This window comes from Pseudomonas sp. NFX71, assembly GCF_048079215.1.
GTDB lineage: Bacteria > Pseudomonadota > Gammaproteobacteria > Pseudomonadales > Pseudomonadaceae > Aquipseudomonas > Aquipseudomonas fluorescens_B.
Genome location: NZ_CP182230.1, coordinates 5053388 through 5068800, shown reverse-complemented (window position 1 = coordinate 5068800; position 15413 = coordinate 5053388). Strand labels below are relative to the sequence as shown.

Below are 15413 nucleotides of genomic sequence, written 5' to 3'. Positions count from 1 at the left end.
ATCGACCATGCTATCGTTTTGATTTTGTAGAAAAAGCCCTTCTGGAGGCGCCTCATGAAATTTATCCACCAGCGCGAGCACCTCAATGAAGACGACATCGTCGTCATCCAGTGCTCCCAAATGTGCAACATCCGCTTGATGAACGACGCCAATTTCCGCAGCTTCAAGAATGGCGGCCGTCACACTTACCATGGCGGTGCTTTCGACACCTTCCCGGCCCGCATAACTGCACCGAGTACCGGTTTCTGGAACATCACCATCGACACCGTCAACCGTCGGCCGATCAGCGTAACCCGCAAACCGACCCTGACTCACTCGATCAAGATCATCCGCCGCTCCACCTCGAAACTGAGCTGAGCGACGCCCGACACGACTATCAAGCAGGTATGACCGTGGCCCAAACGACCAAGTACGTCATCAAATACAAACTCAACGGCGAACGCCGTTTCGAATTCGCCCAACTGGAAAACGGCACCGAAGCCGAAGCCAGGGCCGCGCTGGACGCGATTCATGGCCAGAGCGAAGACGTCATCAGCGAGATCAGCGTCAGCAAAGCGCTGTAACGGGATTCGGAGCGACAATGTGGATGTCTGCTCCATCCGTTGAATTCGACCGCAAGCCCCGGAGTGTTCACCCCGGCAGCGCCCCCTAGACTGGCCACCTCGACCTTTGGTTAAGGAGTCAGAACATGTCTACTTCCCCGATTCGTTTCATCAGCGGCACTTCAAGCCTTGGCATCCTGCTGCTGGCCGCCAGCGCGCAGGGATTGTGCGCGTTGCTGCTCGGCGATGACCTGGAGACGCTGGAACGCGACCTTGCACGGCGATTTCCCGGCCAGCCCCAACGTGATGAAGGCTTGATGCCTGCGTTGGAACACACCCTCCGCTATCTCGACAACCCTCTGACAGTGCTCGATTTGCCACTGGACCTGTCGGGTAGCGTTTTCCAGCAGCGCGTCTGGGAAGCTTTGCGCCAAATCCCGCTCGGCCAAACCGTCAGTTACCAGCAGATCGCCCGGCAACTGGGACAACCCAAAGCGTTCCGGGCCGTGGCCAATGCCTGCGGCGCGAACCCGCTGGCAATCATCGTGCCCTGCCATCGGGTACTGCGCCAGGATGGCAGCCTCGGCGGTTACCGCTGGGGCCTGGAGCGCAAGCGGCAACTGTTGGAACGCGAGGCGCAGCAATGATCGAGCACTTTCTGGATGCACTCGATTGGGCAACACTGGAGCAACAACTGGATCAGGATGGTTGCGCGATCATCCGCTCGCTGATCAGCAGCGAGACGTGCGATGACATCAGTGCGCTGTACGCCCGATCCGAACCGTTCCGCTCGCACGTCATGATGGCTCGTCACGGCTTCGGCCGTGGCGAGTACAAATACTTCCGCTATCCGTTGCCAGAGATCATCGCCACATTGCGCAAATCGCTCTACCCTCGGCTGGTGCCGATCGCCAACCGCTGGTACGAGCAAATGGACTTGCCGGTCCGTTTCCCTGATACGCATGCGGCGTTCCTTGAACGCTGCCACGCCGCCGATCAGGTGCGTCCAACGCCGCTGTTGCTGCAATATGGGCCACAGGACTACAACTGCCTGCATCAGGATCTGTACGGCGAACACGTTTTTCCGCTGCAAGTGGCGATTCTACTGTCAGAGCCTGGCGAAGATTTCACCGGCGGGGAGTTTGTCCTGACCGAACAACGCCCACGGATGCAATCGCGCCCCCAGGTCATTGGATTGAAAAAAGGTGACGCGGTGATCTTTGCCGTCAACCAGCGACCGGTCAAAGGCGTTCGCGGCTATTACCGGGTCACCTTGCGCCACGGAGTGAGTCGCCTGCACAGTGGAAAACGGCATACCCTTGGCATCATCTTTCACGACGCGTTATGACCTTATGAACCCGATCACTCTCGATCTGTTTGCCGACCCAGAGCCCGAACAGCAACCTCGGCGCGAGCAAATTGGAGAACAGTCCTACGTCTTGAGAGGCTTTGCCCTGCCTTGGCTGGAGCAATTACTGTCTGCGCTCGAGACGGTTCTGGCAGCATCGCCGTTCCGGCACATGGTCACGCCCGGCGGCTTTACCATGTCAGCGGCCATGAGCAGTTGCGGCACATGGGGGTGGACCACCGACCGCAGCGGTTATCGCTATTCCCGTCATGATCCACGGACCGACGCCCCCTGGCCGGAAATGCCGCCGGTCTTTCTTGAGCTCGCACAGGCCGCGGCGCTCGAAGCCGGTTTTGCCGATTTCATGCCGGATTCTTGCCTGATCAACCGCTATATCCCTGGCGCGAAGATGTCATTGCACCAGGACAAGGACGAAGCGTCCTACGCAGCGCCGATCGTTTCGGTGTCGCTGGGCCTGCCGGCGATGTTCCTGTTCGGTGGTTTTGAACGCAGCGACAAAAGTCAGCGGGTGCCGGTGTTCCATGGCGATATCGTGGTCTGGGGTGGCGTCGATCGCCTGCGTTATCACGGGGTCTTGCCGATCAAGGAGGGCCAGCATCGGCGCATGGGCGAGCAACGGATCAACTTTACGTTTCGTACCGCACAATAAGCCCGCGAATTTGACCGCAAGACCCGGAGTGCAACGACCCTGCCGGCTGATTACTCTGAATCAAACGGGTCAACGGACATGAAGCCATGACAACCACCGAGAACGATCCCCGCTGGGCCGCCGTCGTCGCCCGGGATCCCCGCGCTGACGGGCAGTTTGTGTACGCGGTGAAAACCACCGGCATCTACTGCCGCCCCAGCAGCCTGGCGCGTTTGCCGAAGCCGCAGAATGTCGAGTTCTTTGACACGGCCGAACAGGCCCAGGCAGCGGGTTACCGCCCAAGCAAACGAGCGGCGAAGGATCAAAGTGATCTCGCCGCGCAACATGCCGCGACCGTCGCCGCTGCTTGTCGTCAGATCGAAACAGCCGAGCATCTGCCGGCGCTGAGTGAACTGGCCGACGTCGCGGGCCTGAGCAGTTTTCACTTTCACCGTGTGTTTAAAGCCGTTACCGGACTGACACCCAAGGGCTACGCCACAGCCCACCGTTCACGCAAGGTTCGTCAACGGCTAAGCGGTGGAGGTTCGGTGACCGAGGCTTTGTATGACGCCGGTTTCAACTCCAACAGCCGTTTTTATGAGGCGGCGGATCAGCTGCTGGGCATGAAACCCGGTGACTACCGCGCGGAAGGCCAGAACAATGACATTCGATTCGCCGTTGGCCAGTGTTCACTGGGGGCGATTCTGGTGGCGCAGAGCGTACGCGGTGTTTGCGCGATTCTACTGGGTGATGACCCGCACCAACTGGTGTGCGACCTGCAAGACAAGTTTCGGCGAGCCAACCTGATTGGCGCCGATCATGAGTTCGAGCAACTGATCGCCAAGGTCGTCGGTTTTATCGAAGCCCCGGCCATTGGCCTGGATTTACCGCTGGACGTTCAAGGCACGGCATTTCAGGAGCGCGTCTGGCAGGCGTTGCGGGAGATTCCTGCAGGCAGCACTGCCAGTTACGCGGATATTGCCCAGCGCATCGGTGCACCGAAAGCGGTGCGCGCCGTGGCCCAGGCCTGCGGCGCGAACAGTCTGGCGGTGGCGATCCCGTGCCACCGCGTGGTGCGCAGCGACGGCAACCTGTCGGGCTATCGCTGGGGGGTGGAGCGCAAGCGGCAGTTGCTGGAACGTGAAGGCTGAAAGATCAAATCTTTTAGCGATTCACATCCACCACCACTCGACCGCGCAGCTGACCCGCAAGTAATCGTGGCGCGGCTTCTATTGCTTCACTCAAACCGATTTCGTGACTGATCAGCGGCAGCAAAGCGAAGTCCAGATCCTTGGCCAGGCGATTCCAGGCGAGCACTCGTTTGGCTTTGGGCTGGGTCACGCTGTTGATCCCGGCCAGTGTCACGCCACGCAAAATAAACGGGGCAACGGAGGCTGGAAAATCCATGCCTTGCGCCAGGCCACATGCAGCGACAGTGCCGTTGGCCTTAGTGCTGGCACAGGCGTTGGCCAGGGTGTGACTGCCGACCGAGTCGATCACAGCCGCCCAACGCTCCTTGGCCAGCGGCTTGCCCGGTTCCGACAGCGTAGCGCGGTCGATGATTTCGCTGGCCCCTAACTGCTTGAGGTAGTCGTGCTCGGAGGTACGGCCAGTGGACGCAACCACCCGGTAACCGAGCTTGCTCAGCAACGCGATGGCGAAACTGCCTACACCGCCGTTGGCGCCCGTGACCAGGACATCGCCCTGCTCTGGCGTCACGCCGTTATGCTCCAGCGCCAGAATGCTCAGCATCGCCGTGTAGCCGGCCGTGCCGATGGCCATTGCCTGGGCAGGGGTGAATTCCGGGGGCAATGGAATCAGCCAGTCGCCATTCAGGCGCGCCTTCTGCGCCAATCCGCCCCAATGCCCTTCGCCTACACCCCAGCCATTGAGTACGACCTGATCACCGACCTTGTAGTCCGGATGCCCACTGACTTCGACGGTCCCCGCCAGATCGATGCCCGGCACCATCGGGAATTTTCGCACCACCGGGCTGCTGCCGGTGATCGCCAGACCGTCCTTGAAATTCAGCGTGCTGTACGCCACTCGCACGGTCACATCGCCCTCGGGCAGTTGATCGTCATTGATCTCTTGCAGTGTGGCCCGGTAACCGCTGTCGTCTTTGTCGATCAAAATGCCTTGGAACATCGTCGTCTCCTAATCGAATCACACCATTGTGGTGCAGTTGAAATATCACACTGCACCATTTTGTCGTACCCGACTTTATGCCAATCCGAGTGTTCCCATCACCGTACGATTGCCCCCCATGCAAAAATCGATTGGTCGTGAGCCCGGCATTGCTGGTACAAAACCCGTTCCTGTTGTGACACCGGAGAACCTTGCAAATGAGCCAATGGCCAGACACCCGAGTTCTTGATCTGCTGGGGATCGAACTGCCCATCATCCAGGCGCCGATGGCTGGCGCCACCGGGTCGGCCATGGTGATCGCGGCGAGCAACGCTGGTGGCCTGGGCTCGATGCCTGCGGCGATGCTCAGCACCGAGCAGTTGCGCGAAGAACTGAAAACGATCCGCCAACACACTCAGCGCCCTTTCAATGTTAATTTCTTCTGTCACCAACCACCGGCAGCCGATGAGCAACGCGCTCGAGACTGGAAGAATCTGCTGGAACCTTACTACCGGGAACTGGGCGTGGACTTCGACGCGCCGACGCCGGTGTCCAATCGCGCACCGTTCGATCACGCAACCTGCGAAGTGATCGAAGAATGTCGCCCCGACGTGGTGAGCTTTCACTTCGGCCTGCCCGAAAAATCCCTGCTGGATCGCGTCAAGGCCACCGGCGCAAAGGTGCTGTCGTCGGCAACGACCGTCGAAGAAGCGATCTGGCTTGAGCAAAACGGTTGTGACGCAATCATCGCCATGGGTTATGAAGCCGGAGGCCATCGGGGCATGTTCCTCAGCGAGGATCTGAGCAGCCAGGTGGGTGTCTTCGCGCTGGTGCCGCAAATCGTCGACGCGGTGAAAGTGCCGGTGATTGCTGCAGGCGGTATTGCCGATGCACGAGGCGTTGCGGCGGCATTTATGTTGGGCGCTTCAGCGGTGCAGGTGGGTACGGCGTATCTGTTCACACCGGAAGCCAAAGTCAGCGCCTCCCATCACAAGGCATTGCGCACGGCAAAGGAAAGCGAGACTGCTGTCACTAATATTTTCACCGGCCGCCCGGCGCGGGGAATTCTGAACCGGGTCATGCGTGAACTCGGGCCGATGAGCGACAAGGCACGGGCCTTTCCATTGGCGGGTGGAGCGTTGATGCCATTGCGGGCGAAGGGGGAAGCGGATTTCAGCAACCTTTGGGCCGGGCAGGCATTTACGTTGGGGGTAGAGATGACGACGGCGGAATTGACGCGGCGCTTGGCGGAGGAAGGGTTGGCGAAACTGCTGCGCGTGTAGACACAAAACCTGTGGCGAGGGGATTCATCCCCGTTCGGCTGCGCAGCAGACGCAAAATATTTGGATGTCGGCCGCAAAAGCGGGGCCGCTGCGCGACCCAACGGGGATGAATCCCCTCACCACAGACAAGCTCCCTCGCCACAGAGATTTATTCGTCACCCATGTAATCCAGTTCCAGCACATTCCGTTTGCAGGCAATACGCTATATATTTGACTATATAGCGTTGTACCTCCTCGCCGTACTTGCCTGCCACGGAGCCGTTTCATGACCATTCGTGCCTTACGTTTTGCCCCAACCTGCCTGGCGAGCCTGCTCGCAGTGTTCGCCATCGGCGCTGCCCAGGCCGATGAAGTCCAGGTCGCTGTCGCGGCCAACTTCACCGCGCCGATACAGGCCATCGCTGCCGACTTCGAGAAAGACACCGGGCATAAACTGGTCACCTCCTTTGGTGCAACCGGCCAGTTCTACACCCAGATCAAGAATGGCGCGCCGTTCGAAGTGTTCCTCTCAGCGGACGACACCACCGCGCTAAAACTCGAAGCCGAAGGTGAGACGGTCAAGGGGTCGCGCTTCACCTACGCCGTCGGCACCCTCGCGCTTTGGTCGGCCAGGGAAGGTTACGTCGATGCCAAGGGCAAAACGTTGAGCGACAATCGATACCAGCATCTGTCGATCGCCAACCCGAAAACCGCGCCTTACGGCCTCGCCGCCACCCAGGTACTGGCCAGGCTGGGCCTGACCGACAAGGTCAGAGACAAAATCGTTGAAGGCCAGAACATCACCCAGGCTTACCAGTTCGTTTCCACCGGCAACGCAGAACTGGGCTTCGTCGCCTTGTCGCAGATCTACAAAGACGGCAAAGTGACCAGCGGTTCGGCGTGGATCGTTCCAGCCAGCCTGCACGAACCGATCAAACAAGATGCGGTGATCCTCAACAAAGGCAAGGACAACCCGGCTGCCAAGGCACTGGTTGACTACCTCAAGGGGCCGAAAGCCGCCGCTGTCATCAAGTCCTACGGTTACCAACTCTAAATGACTCTATCGAGCGCCGACTTTTCCGCGATCTGGCTGACCCTGAAGCTCGCCTCCCTGACGACGGTTATCCTGCTGATCATCGGCACTCCGATTGCGTTGTGGCTGTCGCGCACCCAGTCCTGGTTGCGCGGCCCGATCGGGGCGATCGTCGCCCTGCCCCTGGTGTTGCCACCCACGGTGATTGGCTTTTATCTGTTGCTGGCGTTGGGTCCTAACGGCTTTGTCGGCCACTTCACCCAGTCACTGGGGCTCGGCACCCTGACCTTCAGTTTTGCCGGATTGGTGATCGGTTCGGTGCTCTACTCGATGCCGTTCGTGGTGCAGCCGCTGCAGAATGCTTTCTCTGCCATCGGCAGCCGTCCGCTGGAAGTGGCCGCGACCTTGCGCGCCAATCCCTGGGACACCTTTTTCAGTGTGATCCTGCCGCTGGCCCGACCGGGTTTCATCACGGCGGCGATTCTCGGTTTCGCCCATACCGTTGGCGAATTTGGTGTGGTGCTGATGATCGGCGGCAACATTCCCGACAAGACCCGCGTGGTCTCGGTGCAGATCTACGATCACGTCGAGGCCATGGAATATGCCCAGGCCCACTGGCTGGCCGGGGCGATGTTAGTGTTCTCTTTCGCAGTGTTGCTGGCGCTCTACTCCAGTCGCAAAACCAGAGCAGGCTGGAGCTGATTGATGATCAAAACGCGTCTGAAACTGAACTACTCGGGGTTCGCCCTGGATGTGGATTTGCACCTGCCGGGCCGTGGCGTCACCGCGCTGTACGGTCACTCCGGCTCAGGCAAAACCACCTGCCTGCGCTGCATTGCAGGCCTTGAACGGGCAGAACAGGGTTTTATCCAGGTCAACGATGAAGTCTGGCAGGACAGCGACAGGAAGATTTTCGTCGCGCCGCACAAGCGCGCGCTCGGTTATGTCTTTCAGGAAGCCAGCCTGTTTCCGCATCTGTCGGTGCTGGCGAACCTGCAATTCGGTCTCAGGCGAATCCCGCAACAACTGCGCCGGGTCGACATGGCTCACGCGACTGAACTGCTGGGCATCGGCCATCTGCTGGATCGTCACCCACAAAACCTCTCCGGCGGTGAACGGCAGCGCATTGGCATCGCCCGCGCCCTGCTGACCAGCCCGAAGCTGTTGCTGATGGACGAACCGCTGGCGGCACTGGATTCGCAACGCAAAAGCGAAATCCTGCCGTACCTGCAACGGTTGCACGATGAACTGGACATCCCGGTGCTGTACGTCAGTCATTCCCAGGATGAGGTGGCTCGGCTGGCTGACCACATCGTCCTGCTCAGCCACGGCAAGGCACTGGCCAGCGGCCCTATCGGTGAAACCCTGGCCCGTCTCGACCTGCCATTGGCGTTGGGCGATGACGCTGGCGTCGTGATCGAGGGCCATGTCAGTACGTATGACGCGGACTATCAATTGCTGACCCTGCAATTACCGGGCGCCGCGCTGAACATTCGCGTGACACACACACCGATGGACGCCGGCCAGGCACTTCGCTGCAAGGTTCAGGCGCGCGATGTCAGTCTCAGCCTGCAAAGCATCGAGCACAGCAGCATTCTCAATCGTCTGCCGGTGACGGTGGTCAGTGAAATGGGCGCGGACAACGCCGCCCACGTGCTGATTCGGCTGGACGCGGCCGGCACGCCGCTGCTGGCACGGATCACCCGCTACTCCCGGGATCAATTGAACGTGCACCCCGGCCAGCAACTCTGGGCGCAGATCAAGGCGGTGGCGGTGCTGGCGTAAATCCGCTGGCACGTCTGCAAAGGCGTGCGGTCAATGGCTGTAACGGCCCCTGATTCGTTGCCAAGGATTACCGCCATGCCCGATTCCGCATTGCCCGACGTGCTGCCGCCCGACCTGCACTACGTCGACGACACCCAGCCCGGCATCACTCGCAAGAAACTGCGCGGCAAGTTTTGCTACTTCGAACCCACGGGTCAGCGCATCACTGATCCGGACGAGATCAAGCGCATCAACGCCCTCGCCGTCCCTCCGGCCTACACCGACGTATGGATTTGCGCCGACCCGCGCGGGCACCTGCAAGCCACCGGCCGCGATGCCCGGGGGCGCAAACAATACCGTTACCACCCGCGCTGGCGGGAAGTACGCGATGCCGATAAATACTCGCGGTTGCGGGACTTCGGGCTGGCCCTGCCGAAGCTGCGCAAACAGCTTGAAACACTGTTGGAGGCGCCGGGTTTCAGCCGCGACAAAGTCATGGCCACGGTCATTACCTTGCTGGATGCGACCCTGATCCGGGTCGGCAATACGCAGTACGCGCGGGACAATCGCTCCTATGGCTTGACCACCCTGCGCAACCGTCACGTCGAGGTCAACGGCAGTGCGATCCGGTTCCAGTTCCGTGGCAAGAGCGGTGTCGAACACCAGATCACCGTGAAAGACCGGCGTCTGGCGCGAATCATCAAACGCTGCCAGGAAATTCCCGGGCAAAACCTGTTTCAGTATCTGGATGAAAACGGTGAACGGCACACCGTCAGTTCCTCCGACGTAAATGCCTATCTGCAAACGCTGACCGGCGCTGACTTCACCGCCAAGGATTACCGCACCTGGGCCGGCAGCGCCCTGGCATTGGCCGTGCTGCGCGAGTTGCAGTGGGAGCCGGAGTCTGATGCCAAGCGCCATGTAGTGGAAATGGTCAAGAACGTCGCCAGGCAACTCGGCAACACCCCGGCGGTCTGTCGCAAGTGCTATATCCACCCGGCGGTGCTCGACGGCTTTCTGCTGGGGGCATTGGCCGAGTTACCGCGACCCAGAACCCGTAAAGGCCTCAGGGCCGAAGAAGTCGGGCTGGCGATGTACCTGGAACGGATGATCGAGGCGTCTCAACCGACGAACTGACCTGTCCATTTTTTGCACGATCGCGAATGGCTTCTATAGTAGATGTGACAGAAATTAGCTCCGGTGACGCCATGGAAGACATTTTCGTTGTGCAGCGCTGCAACAAGATCATCATTCATGGTCGCCGCGCCGGGGAAGTTGGTCATCCACCACCCGACGCTAAAGTCTGGTATCGCATCATTGATACCCGCACCCGTGGCTTCATTGGCGACGGCTTTGATACTGAAGAAGATGCCCGTCGCGCCTGCCGTCTATACAACGCCCGATCGCAGGTGACGGCCCGACAAGGCTGAAGTCCGGGTCTATACTGAAATGGCTGAGGGACCAGCGACCCCATCGGCAGAAAGCTCGCTCCCAGCGGGCTTTTTGTTGCCAATTGCCAGGTTTCTTGAACGGAGGTGTTTGCCATGTCCGAAAAAGAGTCCATCACCACCCTGCTCACCCTGCTTGATTCCCGCCAGGCTCGCCTGGCCGCGGCGTGCAAGGAAATCGCCGACTGGGTCGATCATCAAGGCGGGCACCCGACCGCCCTCAGAATTCGTGATCGCCTGAACGACATCGAGAAGGATGCGCCACTGATCCGCAGCACGTTGTCCTCGCTCAAGCCTGTGGAACCGCCGCTGCCAAGGTTCAGATGATTCGATCTGGACACCGGACAACGCGTACACGACCTGATTCAGAGCCCATGAACGGCGACATTTTCGTCACCGTGCTCGCGCTTGGCTGATCATTACTGCTGAACCCACCCGGCCTGGCGCCGGGATTTTTTTTGCCCGGCCATTTCACAAAGTGTTCACAAAACAAGCCGTACAGTGAACCTACTCCTTCTGATGAACCCCTTGGCCCGCCCGCATGCGGGCCATTTTTTTGCGTGCCGAACGACATTACTTGCTGGAGGTCCAACAGTTACACGTCACCAAGGAGGCGTCTGATGGTTACTCACTTCAAAGTTGGCGGGCATCTGGCCTGCGGTCACAAAGGAAGCAAACTCACCTCAACGACTGAACTGACCCGGGTGAAATGCAGAAGCTGCCGAAGCACCGATGCGTTCAAGGATGCGCGCAAAGACCAGCGTAACGCTGCTCGCCGCGCCGCACGCAAAGCCAAAGTCACTCACACCGCCAATGACTGGCGCGTGGAATGGGTCGAGCGGCTTACCGCGATGGACGGGCGGCAACGATTGCCTCGGGGCTTTACTGGTCAACCTTTCGTTTAACAGGCAGGTCTGGCGGTTGCGACGCCCTTCGTCCCAGCCGTCAACCCGGTGATTTCACGCAAAGCCATTCGCTTGAACGCTTCGACCAGTCCGCGCCCCTCTTCGGGCGCACATGAGATGGCCAGACGCATGGTCGCTTCGCCCAGGTGCCAGATCAAAAATGCCGAGGCCTGGACCTGCCCCGCGTCACTGCCTGGATACACCCGCATCATCACCTCAGCCAACAGCCCACCGGCAATCCGGCTTTCCTGCAACTCCAGCGCCATGAGGTGTTTGTCTGCCTGCATGCCCGACCAGATGTCGCGCATCGCCGGTGTTGCCAGGACAATCTCGTAATACTCGTCGAGCAACGCTGAAAAGGCTGCGCTCAGCCCTTGCGCATCTTCAACCGCCGCCAGCGCCGCTTCGATACAGCGACGGCTTTCGGCGTTGTAGCGCTCTGCCAGGGTCTGTATGACCGAACTTTTGTCCGGAAAGTACTGATAAAGCGAGCCGATGGAAATCCCGCAGCATTCAGCTATCTCACTCATTTTGAGTTGATCGCTGCCCTTGCTCGCAGTCAATTGTGTCGCCGCCGCGAGGATTCGCTCCTGGCGCTCGCGACTGCGTTGTTGCGTGGGATTACGCCGGGCCGGCTCGGAGGCAGGTTGTTCGACGATTTCGGTGGCTTTCTTGGGCACTGGTGCGCTCCCGATCAATAACATGACATAGCCTCACCTTAGCACTGCCCGTACGTCGGTTTCAGCGATTCTGCCGGTTGACGATAAAACGTGAGGGTTTATCATCTTTAAAACATGAGTAACACTCACATTAAATCAATGGAGATGAGCGCGATGAAAACCTCCCAGGAAACCATCCTGATTACCGGTGCTACGGGCAAGACAGGGCGTCGAATTGTTCAGCGATTGCAAGCGCAGGGAGTGTCTGTCCGCTTGGGCTCCCGAAGGGCCAGTCCCGCTTTCGACTGGGAGGATCGAAGCACGTGGGCCGCCGCGATGGATGGCGTTCGTGCCGTCTACCTCTCGTTCCAACCGGACCTGGCAGTCCCCGGTGCCGTTGAGACGGTGCAGGCATTCACCGATCAAGCGGTCAAGAGCGGCGTGCGTAAACTGGTGCTGCTGTCGGGGCGTGGCGAAATTGAAGCGGAACAAGCCGAACGCGTCGTTCAAAACAGCGGGGCCGACTGGACCATCCTGCGGGCCAGCTGGTTTTTTCAGAACTTCAGCGAAGCCCATTTTCTCGAGCCGATTTTGCAAGGAGAACTGGCCCTCCCCGTCGGCAACATCGCCGAGCCCTTTGTCGACGTGGAAGACATCGCCGAGATCGCGGTCGTAGCACTGACCAAGCCGGGACACGCAGGCCAACTGTATGAACTGACGGGTCCGCGAGCATTGACCTTCGCGGAGGCTGTCGCTGAAATTGCCCGTGAGACGGAACGGGGCATTGCGTACGTTGCGGTACCGCCGGACGCCTATCGGCAGGCGTTGGAACAGGCGCAGGTACCCGCCGAACTGATCGATCTGGTGCTTTATCTCTTCACAACCATACTCGACGGCCGCAATACACCTGTGGCCGATGGCGTGCAGCGTGCGCTGGGTCGCCCGGCACGGGACTTCAGCGACTATGTTCGACGCACTGCCGCCACAGGTGTCTGGGCAAGCGAAGAGTGATATTGAAGCGCTCCGCGCGACCATGAGGTGAATCGGTGTGCATCGGTTAATGCACACTGAATTTATTATCAGTGGTCCTTTTGTTCATCGATCAACCAAACTGAAACACCGTCGCTGCGTACGGTGTTTCATTCTTTCCCAAACTTTTTATACGTCACGCAGATCACGTCTCCAGCCACCTTCCAAATCCCCTTTGCTTCCGAGTAATCCGCGATTTTAACGACCACCGCTCAGCCAGGGCTCAAGGTTTGCCAGAATCCCCCCCTTTTTGGTGCGATCCTTTTTTGGCGATAAACCGTTTCCTCAACTAGGATTTCTAACGCATCGCAACGCGCCAACCTGAGTGTGCAGGTGATCAAGGAGGGATTAAATGACACCGATTCGTACGGCGGAGAAAACCTACCGCACCTATTCCAGCCCGATCTTGCTGGAGCTTAAGGAGAGAGCGCATCAGCTGGAGCCGGCAGATCGCCAGGCACTGCAGAATATTCTGCTGGAGAGAAGGCTCGTTGACTCCGGAAGCCCTACCGGCATCGAGCGGCGCGGGAAACAGGACATCGAAGGTCCTGAGTGACAGGCTCTGACGCTCCAGTCCCAAGGGCTGACTCGCAGACGCGCGCTAAAGCAGCGGCGTCAAAAACAGTGGAATTCCAACGTGGCGCACAACCCTTTCGAGGCGCGATTTTCTAACCGAATCTGTCCTCCCAGGCGATCGGCGATCGCCTGAACGATATTCAAACCCAAGCCCGCCCCCTGATCATTGCCACGGCTGTAGAAACGCTCGAAAAGCCGATCACGATCTTCCTCGTTAATCCCCGGTCCCTCGTCCTCGACAGACAGTTCATAGTGATCTGCTTTTTTATTCAGCCTTACCGTGATCAAGCCGTGCTCCGGGGAAAAGTTTGCAGCGTTGGTCACTAAATTGTTCAAGGCAATGTCGATGGCTGCGGAATCAACTCTGACCGGGCCGATTTCGTCGCTGACATCAAAAGCCAGCTCGAGCCCCTTGTTCAACAACCAGGGGGTCATCTGAACCAGGCTAGCGCGCACGGTGGCGACCAGATCAATGGTGGGGGGTATACGAATCGCTGATTGCGGTTCAAGTCGAGCCATGGTCAGTAATTGGTTGACCAGTCGGCTGGCACGGTCGACGCCGGCGATCAAATGTTCGAGGGACTCGCAACGTTCCGCCTCACTGCCCGCCTCCATCAGGTTCTGTGCATGGACCCTGAGCACCGCTAATGGCGTGCGCATTTCATGGGCGGCGTCAGCGATAAAGCGCCGCTCCCGCCCCATGACTTCCTGAATCTGCGCGAGCATGCGGTTGAGGGCCGCCTGCATGGGCTCAAGCTCGGTAGGTAACGGCATCAGTTGCAAGGGTTCCAGTGAGCCTGGATGCCGCGCACGCAATGTCGCGGCCATATCGACCAACGGTTTCAAACCCCAGCCGATCGCCAGCCAGATCATCGACGCCAACAGCAAACTGCCCAGGATATTGGGCCCCAGCGTATGGCGTACGATCCGGTCCACCAGGTCCGAACGCACATCGTCTCGCTCGCCAACCCAGATGCGCAGGCCGTTCTGTTTGTCTTCGAGCATGAACGCACGCCAGTGACGGTGGTTCAGATCCACCACATCACTGAATCCTGGCGTCCCCGGGGGGGTGCCGAAAGACGGCGCGCTGGCGGTATGCACCAGCACTTCGCCCTTGGGATTCCAGACCTGGAAGGCAATCTTGGTTTCATAGGGATGACCGTCGACTCTCGGTTCCGCTTCACTCAAGGCCTTGTTGAAGGCCTGATACAGATCGGAGTGTTCCCTGCTGGCCATGGGCATACGCATGACCCCTTGCAGCAGTCGCGCATTCTGAGCCAGCTGAGCATCATAGACTTCGGCGATTTCGTGATTGCTGTCGTGCAGGTTGAGCACGCTCATCATCGTAATACCAGCGAGCAACAGACCGATGATCAGCGTCAGGGTGCGACGCCTGATCGAGGTCATCGGCGCTCCTCCACCAGATATCCGACACCGCGGATGGTGCGAATCAGGTCGGTTGAGAATTTCTTTCGCAAGTGATGGATATGCACTTCCAGGGTGTTGCTCTCGGCTTCTTCGTTCCAGCCATACAGCAGCTGCATCAGATGATCGCGGGTCATGACTCGGCCCGGTGGCGATAGCAATTCGTGGAGCAGTTGATATTCCTTTGGCGTCAGTGCCACCGGTTCTCCCTGGTAGCTGACTTGCTGGGTGCCAGGATTAAGGCTGATGCCGGCGTGTTCGATCAACACCTGGGCGCGACCGGCGCTGCGCCGCAGCAACGCTCGCAGGCGCGCCTTCAGCTCGGCCAGGTCGAAGGGTTTGATCAGGTAATCGTCAGCGCCGGCATCCAGTCCGGCGATACGGTCTTCGGTGGCATCGCGCGCGGTAAGGATCAGCACCGGCAAATTCGAGCCGCTGTCACGCAAACGCCGCAGTACCTCGAGGCCGTCCATACGCGGCAAGCCAAGGTCGAGCACCGCAAGATCGAAGGTTTCACTGAGCAGCGAGTGCAAGGCACTGCTGCCGTCCTGCACCCAGTCAACGGTGTAACCTTCTCGCCCCAGAGCCTGATGGATGCCTTCGCCCAACGCTACGTCATCCTCGATCAGTAATAAGCGCACACGAA

At 59.4% G+C, this 15413-nt stretch carries 20 protein-coding genes; 16 read left to right on the top strand and 4 right to left on the bottom strand.

Annotated features, from left to right (window positions below):
• Positions 1 to 54: 54 nt before the first annotated feature.
• The 6 genes from ACM1ZW_RS23710 to ada all read left to right on the top strand — a co-directional run bounded on the left by ACM1ZW_RS23710 (position 55) and on the right by ada (position 3690).
• A complete protein-coding gene (locus tag ACM1ZW_RS23710) occupies positions 55 to 357 on the top strand; it encodes a DUF1883 domain-containing protein (RefSeq protein ID WP_017338604.1) in 303 nt (100 codons plus the stop codon).
• 35 nt (positions 358 to 392) lie between these two features.
• A complete protein-coding gene (locus ACM1ZW_RS23705; RefSeq protein WP_162491062.1) occupies positions 393 to 563 on the top strand; it encodes a hypothetical protein in 171 nt (56 codons plus the stop codon).
• A gap of 125 nt (positions 564 to 688) precedes the next feature.
• Complete coding sequence (locus tag ACM1ZW_RS23700) at positions 689 to 1189, top strand: methylated-DNA--[protein]-cysteine S-methyltransferase (protein WP_414879690.1); 501 nt, start codon at positions 689 to 691, stop codon at positions 1187 to 1189.
• A complete protein-coding gene (locus tag ACM1ZW_RS23695; protein ID WP_416739481.1) occupies positions 1186 to 1890 on the top strand; it encodes a 2OG-Fe(II) oxygenase in 705 nt (234 codons plus the stop codon). The genes ACM1ZW_RS23700 and ACM1ZW_RS23695 overlap by 4 nt, the downstream gene beginning before the upstream one ends.
• 4 nt (positions 1891 to 1894) lie before the next feature.
• Entirely contained in the window at positions 1895 to 2560 is a 666-nt protein-coding gene (gene alkB / locus ACM1ZW_RS23690) for a DNA oxidative demethylase AlkB (RefSeq protein ID WP_416739480.1), read from the top strand.
• An 86-nt stretch (positions 2561 to 2646) separates the two neighbouring features.
• Positions 2647 to 3690, top strand: a complete 1044-nt coding sequence (gene ada, locus ACM1ZW_RS23685; RefSeq protein WP_416739479.1) for a bifunctional DNA-binding transcriptional regulator/O6-methylguanine-DNA methyltransferase Ada — start codon at positions 2647 to 2649, stop codon at positions 3688 to 3690.
• 13 nt (positions 3691 to 3703) lie between these two features.
• On the opposite strand, the gene ACM1ZW_RS23680 is transcribed toward ada, so the two are convergent.
• A complete protein-coding gene (locus ACM1ZW_RS23680; protein ID WP_017338598.1) occupies positions 3704 to 4687 on the bottom strand; it encodes an MDR family oxidoreductase in 984 nt (327 codons plus the stop codon).
• Between the two features lie 197 nt (positions 4688 to 4884).
• Here ACM1ZW_RS23680 and ACM1ZW_RS23675 point away from each other — a divergent pair, with 197 nt between their 5' ends.
• From ACM1ZW_RS23675 to ACM1ZW_RS23640, 8 genes are all read left to right on the top strand, one after another.
• On the top strand, positions 4885 to 5949 hold the full coding sequence (locus ACM1ZW_RS23675; protein ID WP_416739478.1) for an NAD(P)H-dependent flavin oxidoreductase: 1065 nt from the start codon (positions 4885 to 4887) through the stop codon (positions 5947 to 5949).
• 265 nt (positions 5950 to 6214) lie between these two features.
• Entirely contained in the window at positions 6215 to 6982 is a 768-nt protein-coding gene (gene modA / locus ACM1ZW_RS23670) for a molybdate ABC transporter substrate-binding protein (RefSeq protein ID WP_416739477.1), read from the top strand.
• The gene (gene modB, locus ACM1ZW_RS23665; RefSeq protein WP_017338595.1) at positions 6983 to 7663 is read left to right on the top strand and encodes a molybdate ABC transporter permease subunit; all 681 of its coding nucleotides are present in this window, start codon (positions 6983 to 6985) and stop codon (positions 7661 to 7663) included. It begins immediately after the preceding gene.
• A 3-nt stretch (positions 7664 to 7666) separates the two neighbouring features.
• A complete protein-coding gene (gene modC, locus ACM1ZW_RS23660; protein ID WP_416739476.1) occupies positions 7667 to 8746 on the top strand; it encodes a molybdenum ABC transporter ATP-binding protein in 1080 nt (359 codons plus the stop codon).
• A 75-nt stretch (positions 8747 to 8821) separates the two neighbouring features.
• On the top strand, positions 8822 to 9862 hold the full coding sequence (locus ACM1ZW_RS23655) for a DNA topoisomerase IB (RefSeq protein WP_017338593.1): 1041 nt from the start codon (positions 8822 to 8824) through the stop codon (positions 9860 to 9862).
• Between the two features lie 71 nt (positions 9863 to 9933).
• Positions 9934 to 10155: a hypothetical protein gene (locus ACM1ZW_RS23650; protein ID WP_017338592.1), complete on the top strand. Its 222-nt coding sequence runs from the start codon at positions 9934 to 9936 to the stop codon at positions 10153 to 10155.
• A 114-nt stretch (positions 10156 to 10269) separates the two neighbouring features.
• Entirely contained in the window at positions 10270 to 10500 is a 231-nt protein-coding gene (locus ACM1ZW_RS23645; protein ID WP_414879696.1) for a hypothetical protein, read from the top strand.
• Between the two features lie 293 nt (positions 10501 to 10793).
• Positions 10794 to 11078, top strand: a complete 285-nt coding sequence (locus ACM1ZW_RS23640) for a hypothetical protein (RefSeq protein ID WP_017338590.1) — start codon at positions 10794 to 10796, stop codon at positions 11076 to 11078.
• Here the strand turns inward: ACM1ZW_RS23640 and ACM1ZW_RS23635 are convergent.
• Positions 11075 to 11758: a TetR/AcrR family transcriptional regulator gene (locus tag ACM1ZW_RS23635; RefSeq protein WP_414879697.1), complete on the bottom strand. Its 684-nt coding sequence runs from the start codon at positions 11756 to 11758 to the stop codon at positions 11075 to 11077. The genes ACM1ZW_RS23640 and ACM1ZW_RS23635 overlap by 4 nt on opposite strands.
• Positions 11759 to 11911: 153 nt before the next feature.
• Between ACM1ZW_RS23635 and ACM1ZW_RS23630 the strand changes: the two genes are divergently transcribed.
• Together ACM1ZW_RS23630 and ACM1ZW_RS23625 are read left to right on the top strand one after the other, a co-directional pair.
• Positions 11912 to 12748, top strand: coding sequence for an NAD(P)H-binding protein (locus tag ACM1ZW_RS23630; RefSeq protein ID WP_416739475.1), 837 nt, complete (start codon positions 11912 to 11914; stop codon positions 12746 to 12748).
• Between the two features lie 370 nt (positions 12749 to 13118).
• Complete coding sequence (locus ACM1ZW_RS23625; protein ID WP_017338587.1) at positions 13119 to 13322, top strand: hypothetical protein; 204 nt, start codon at positions 13119 to 13121, stop codon at positions 13320 to 13322.
• A 59-nt stretch (positions 13323 to 13381) separates the two neighbouring features.
• On the opposite strand, the gene ACM1ZW_RS23620 is transcribed toward ACM1ZW_RS23625, so the two are convergent.
• Complete coding sequence (locus ACM1ZW_RS23620) at positions 13382 to 14749, bottom strand: ATP-binding protein (protein WP_416739474.1); 1368 nt, start codon at positions 14747 to 14749, stop codon at positions 13382 to 13384.
• On the bottom strand, positions 14746 to 15408 hold the full coding sequence (locus ACM1ZW_RS23615; RefSeq protein ID WP_017338585.1) for a response regulator: 663 nt from the start codon (positions 15406 to 15408) through the stop codon (positions 14746 to 14748). The genes ACM1ZW_RS23620 and ACM1ZW_RS23615 overlap by 4 nt, the downstream gene beginning before the upstream one ends.
• Positions 15409 to 15413 lie beyond the last annotated feature (5 nt).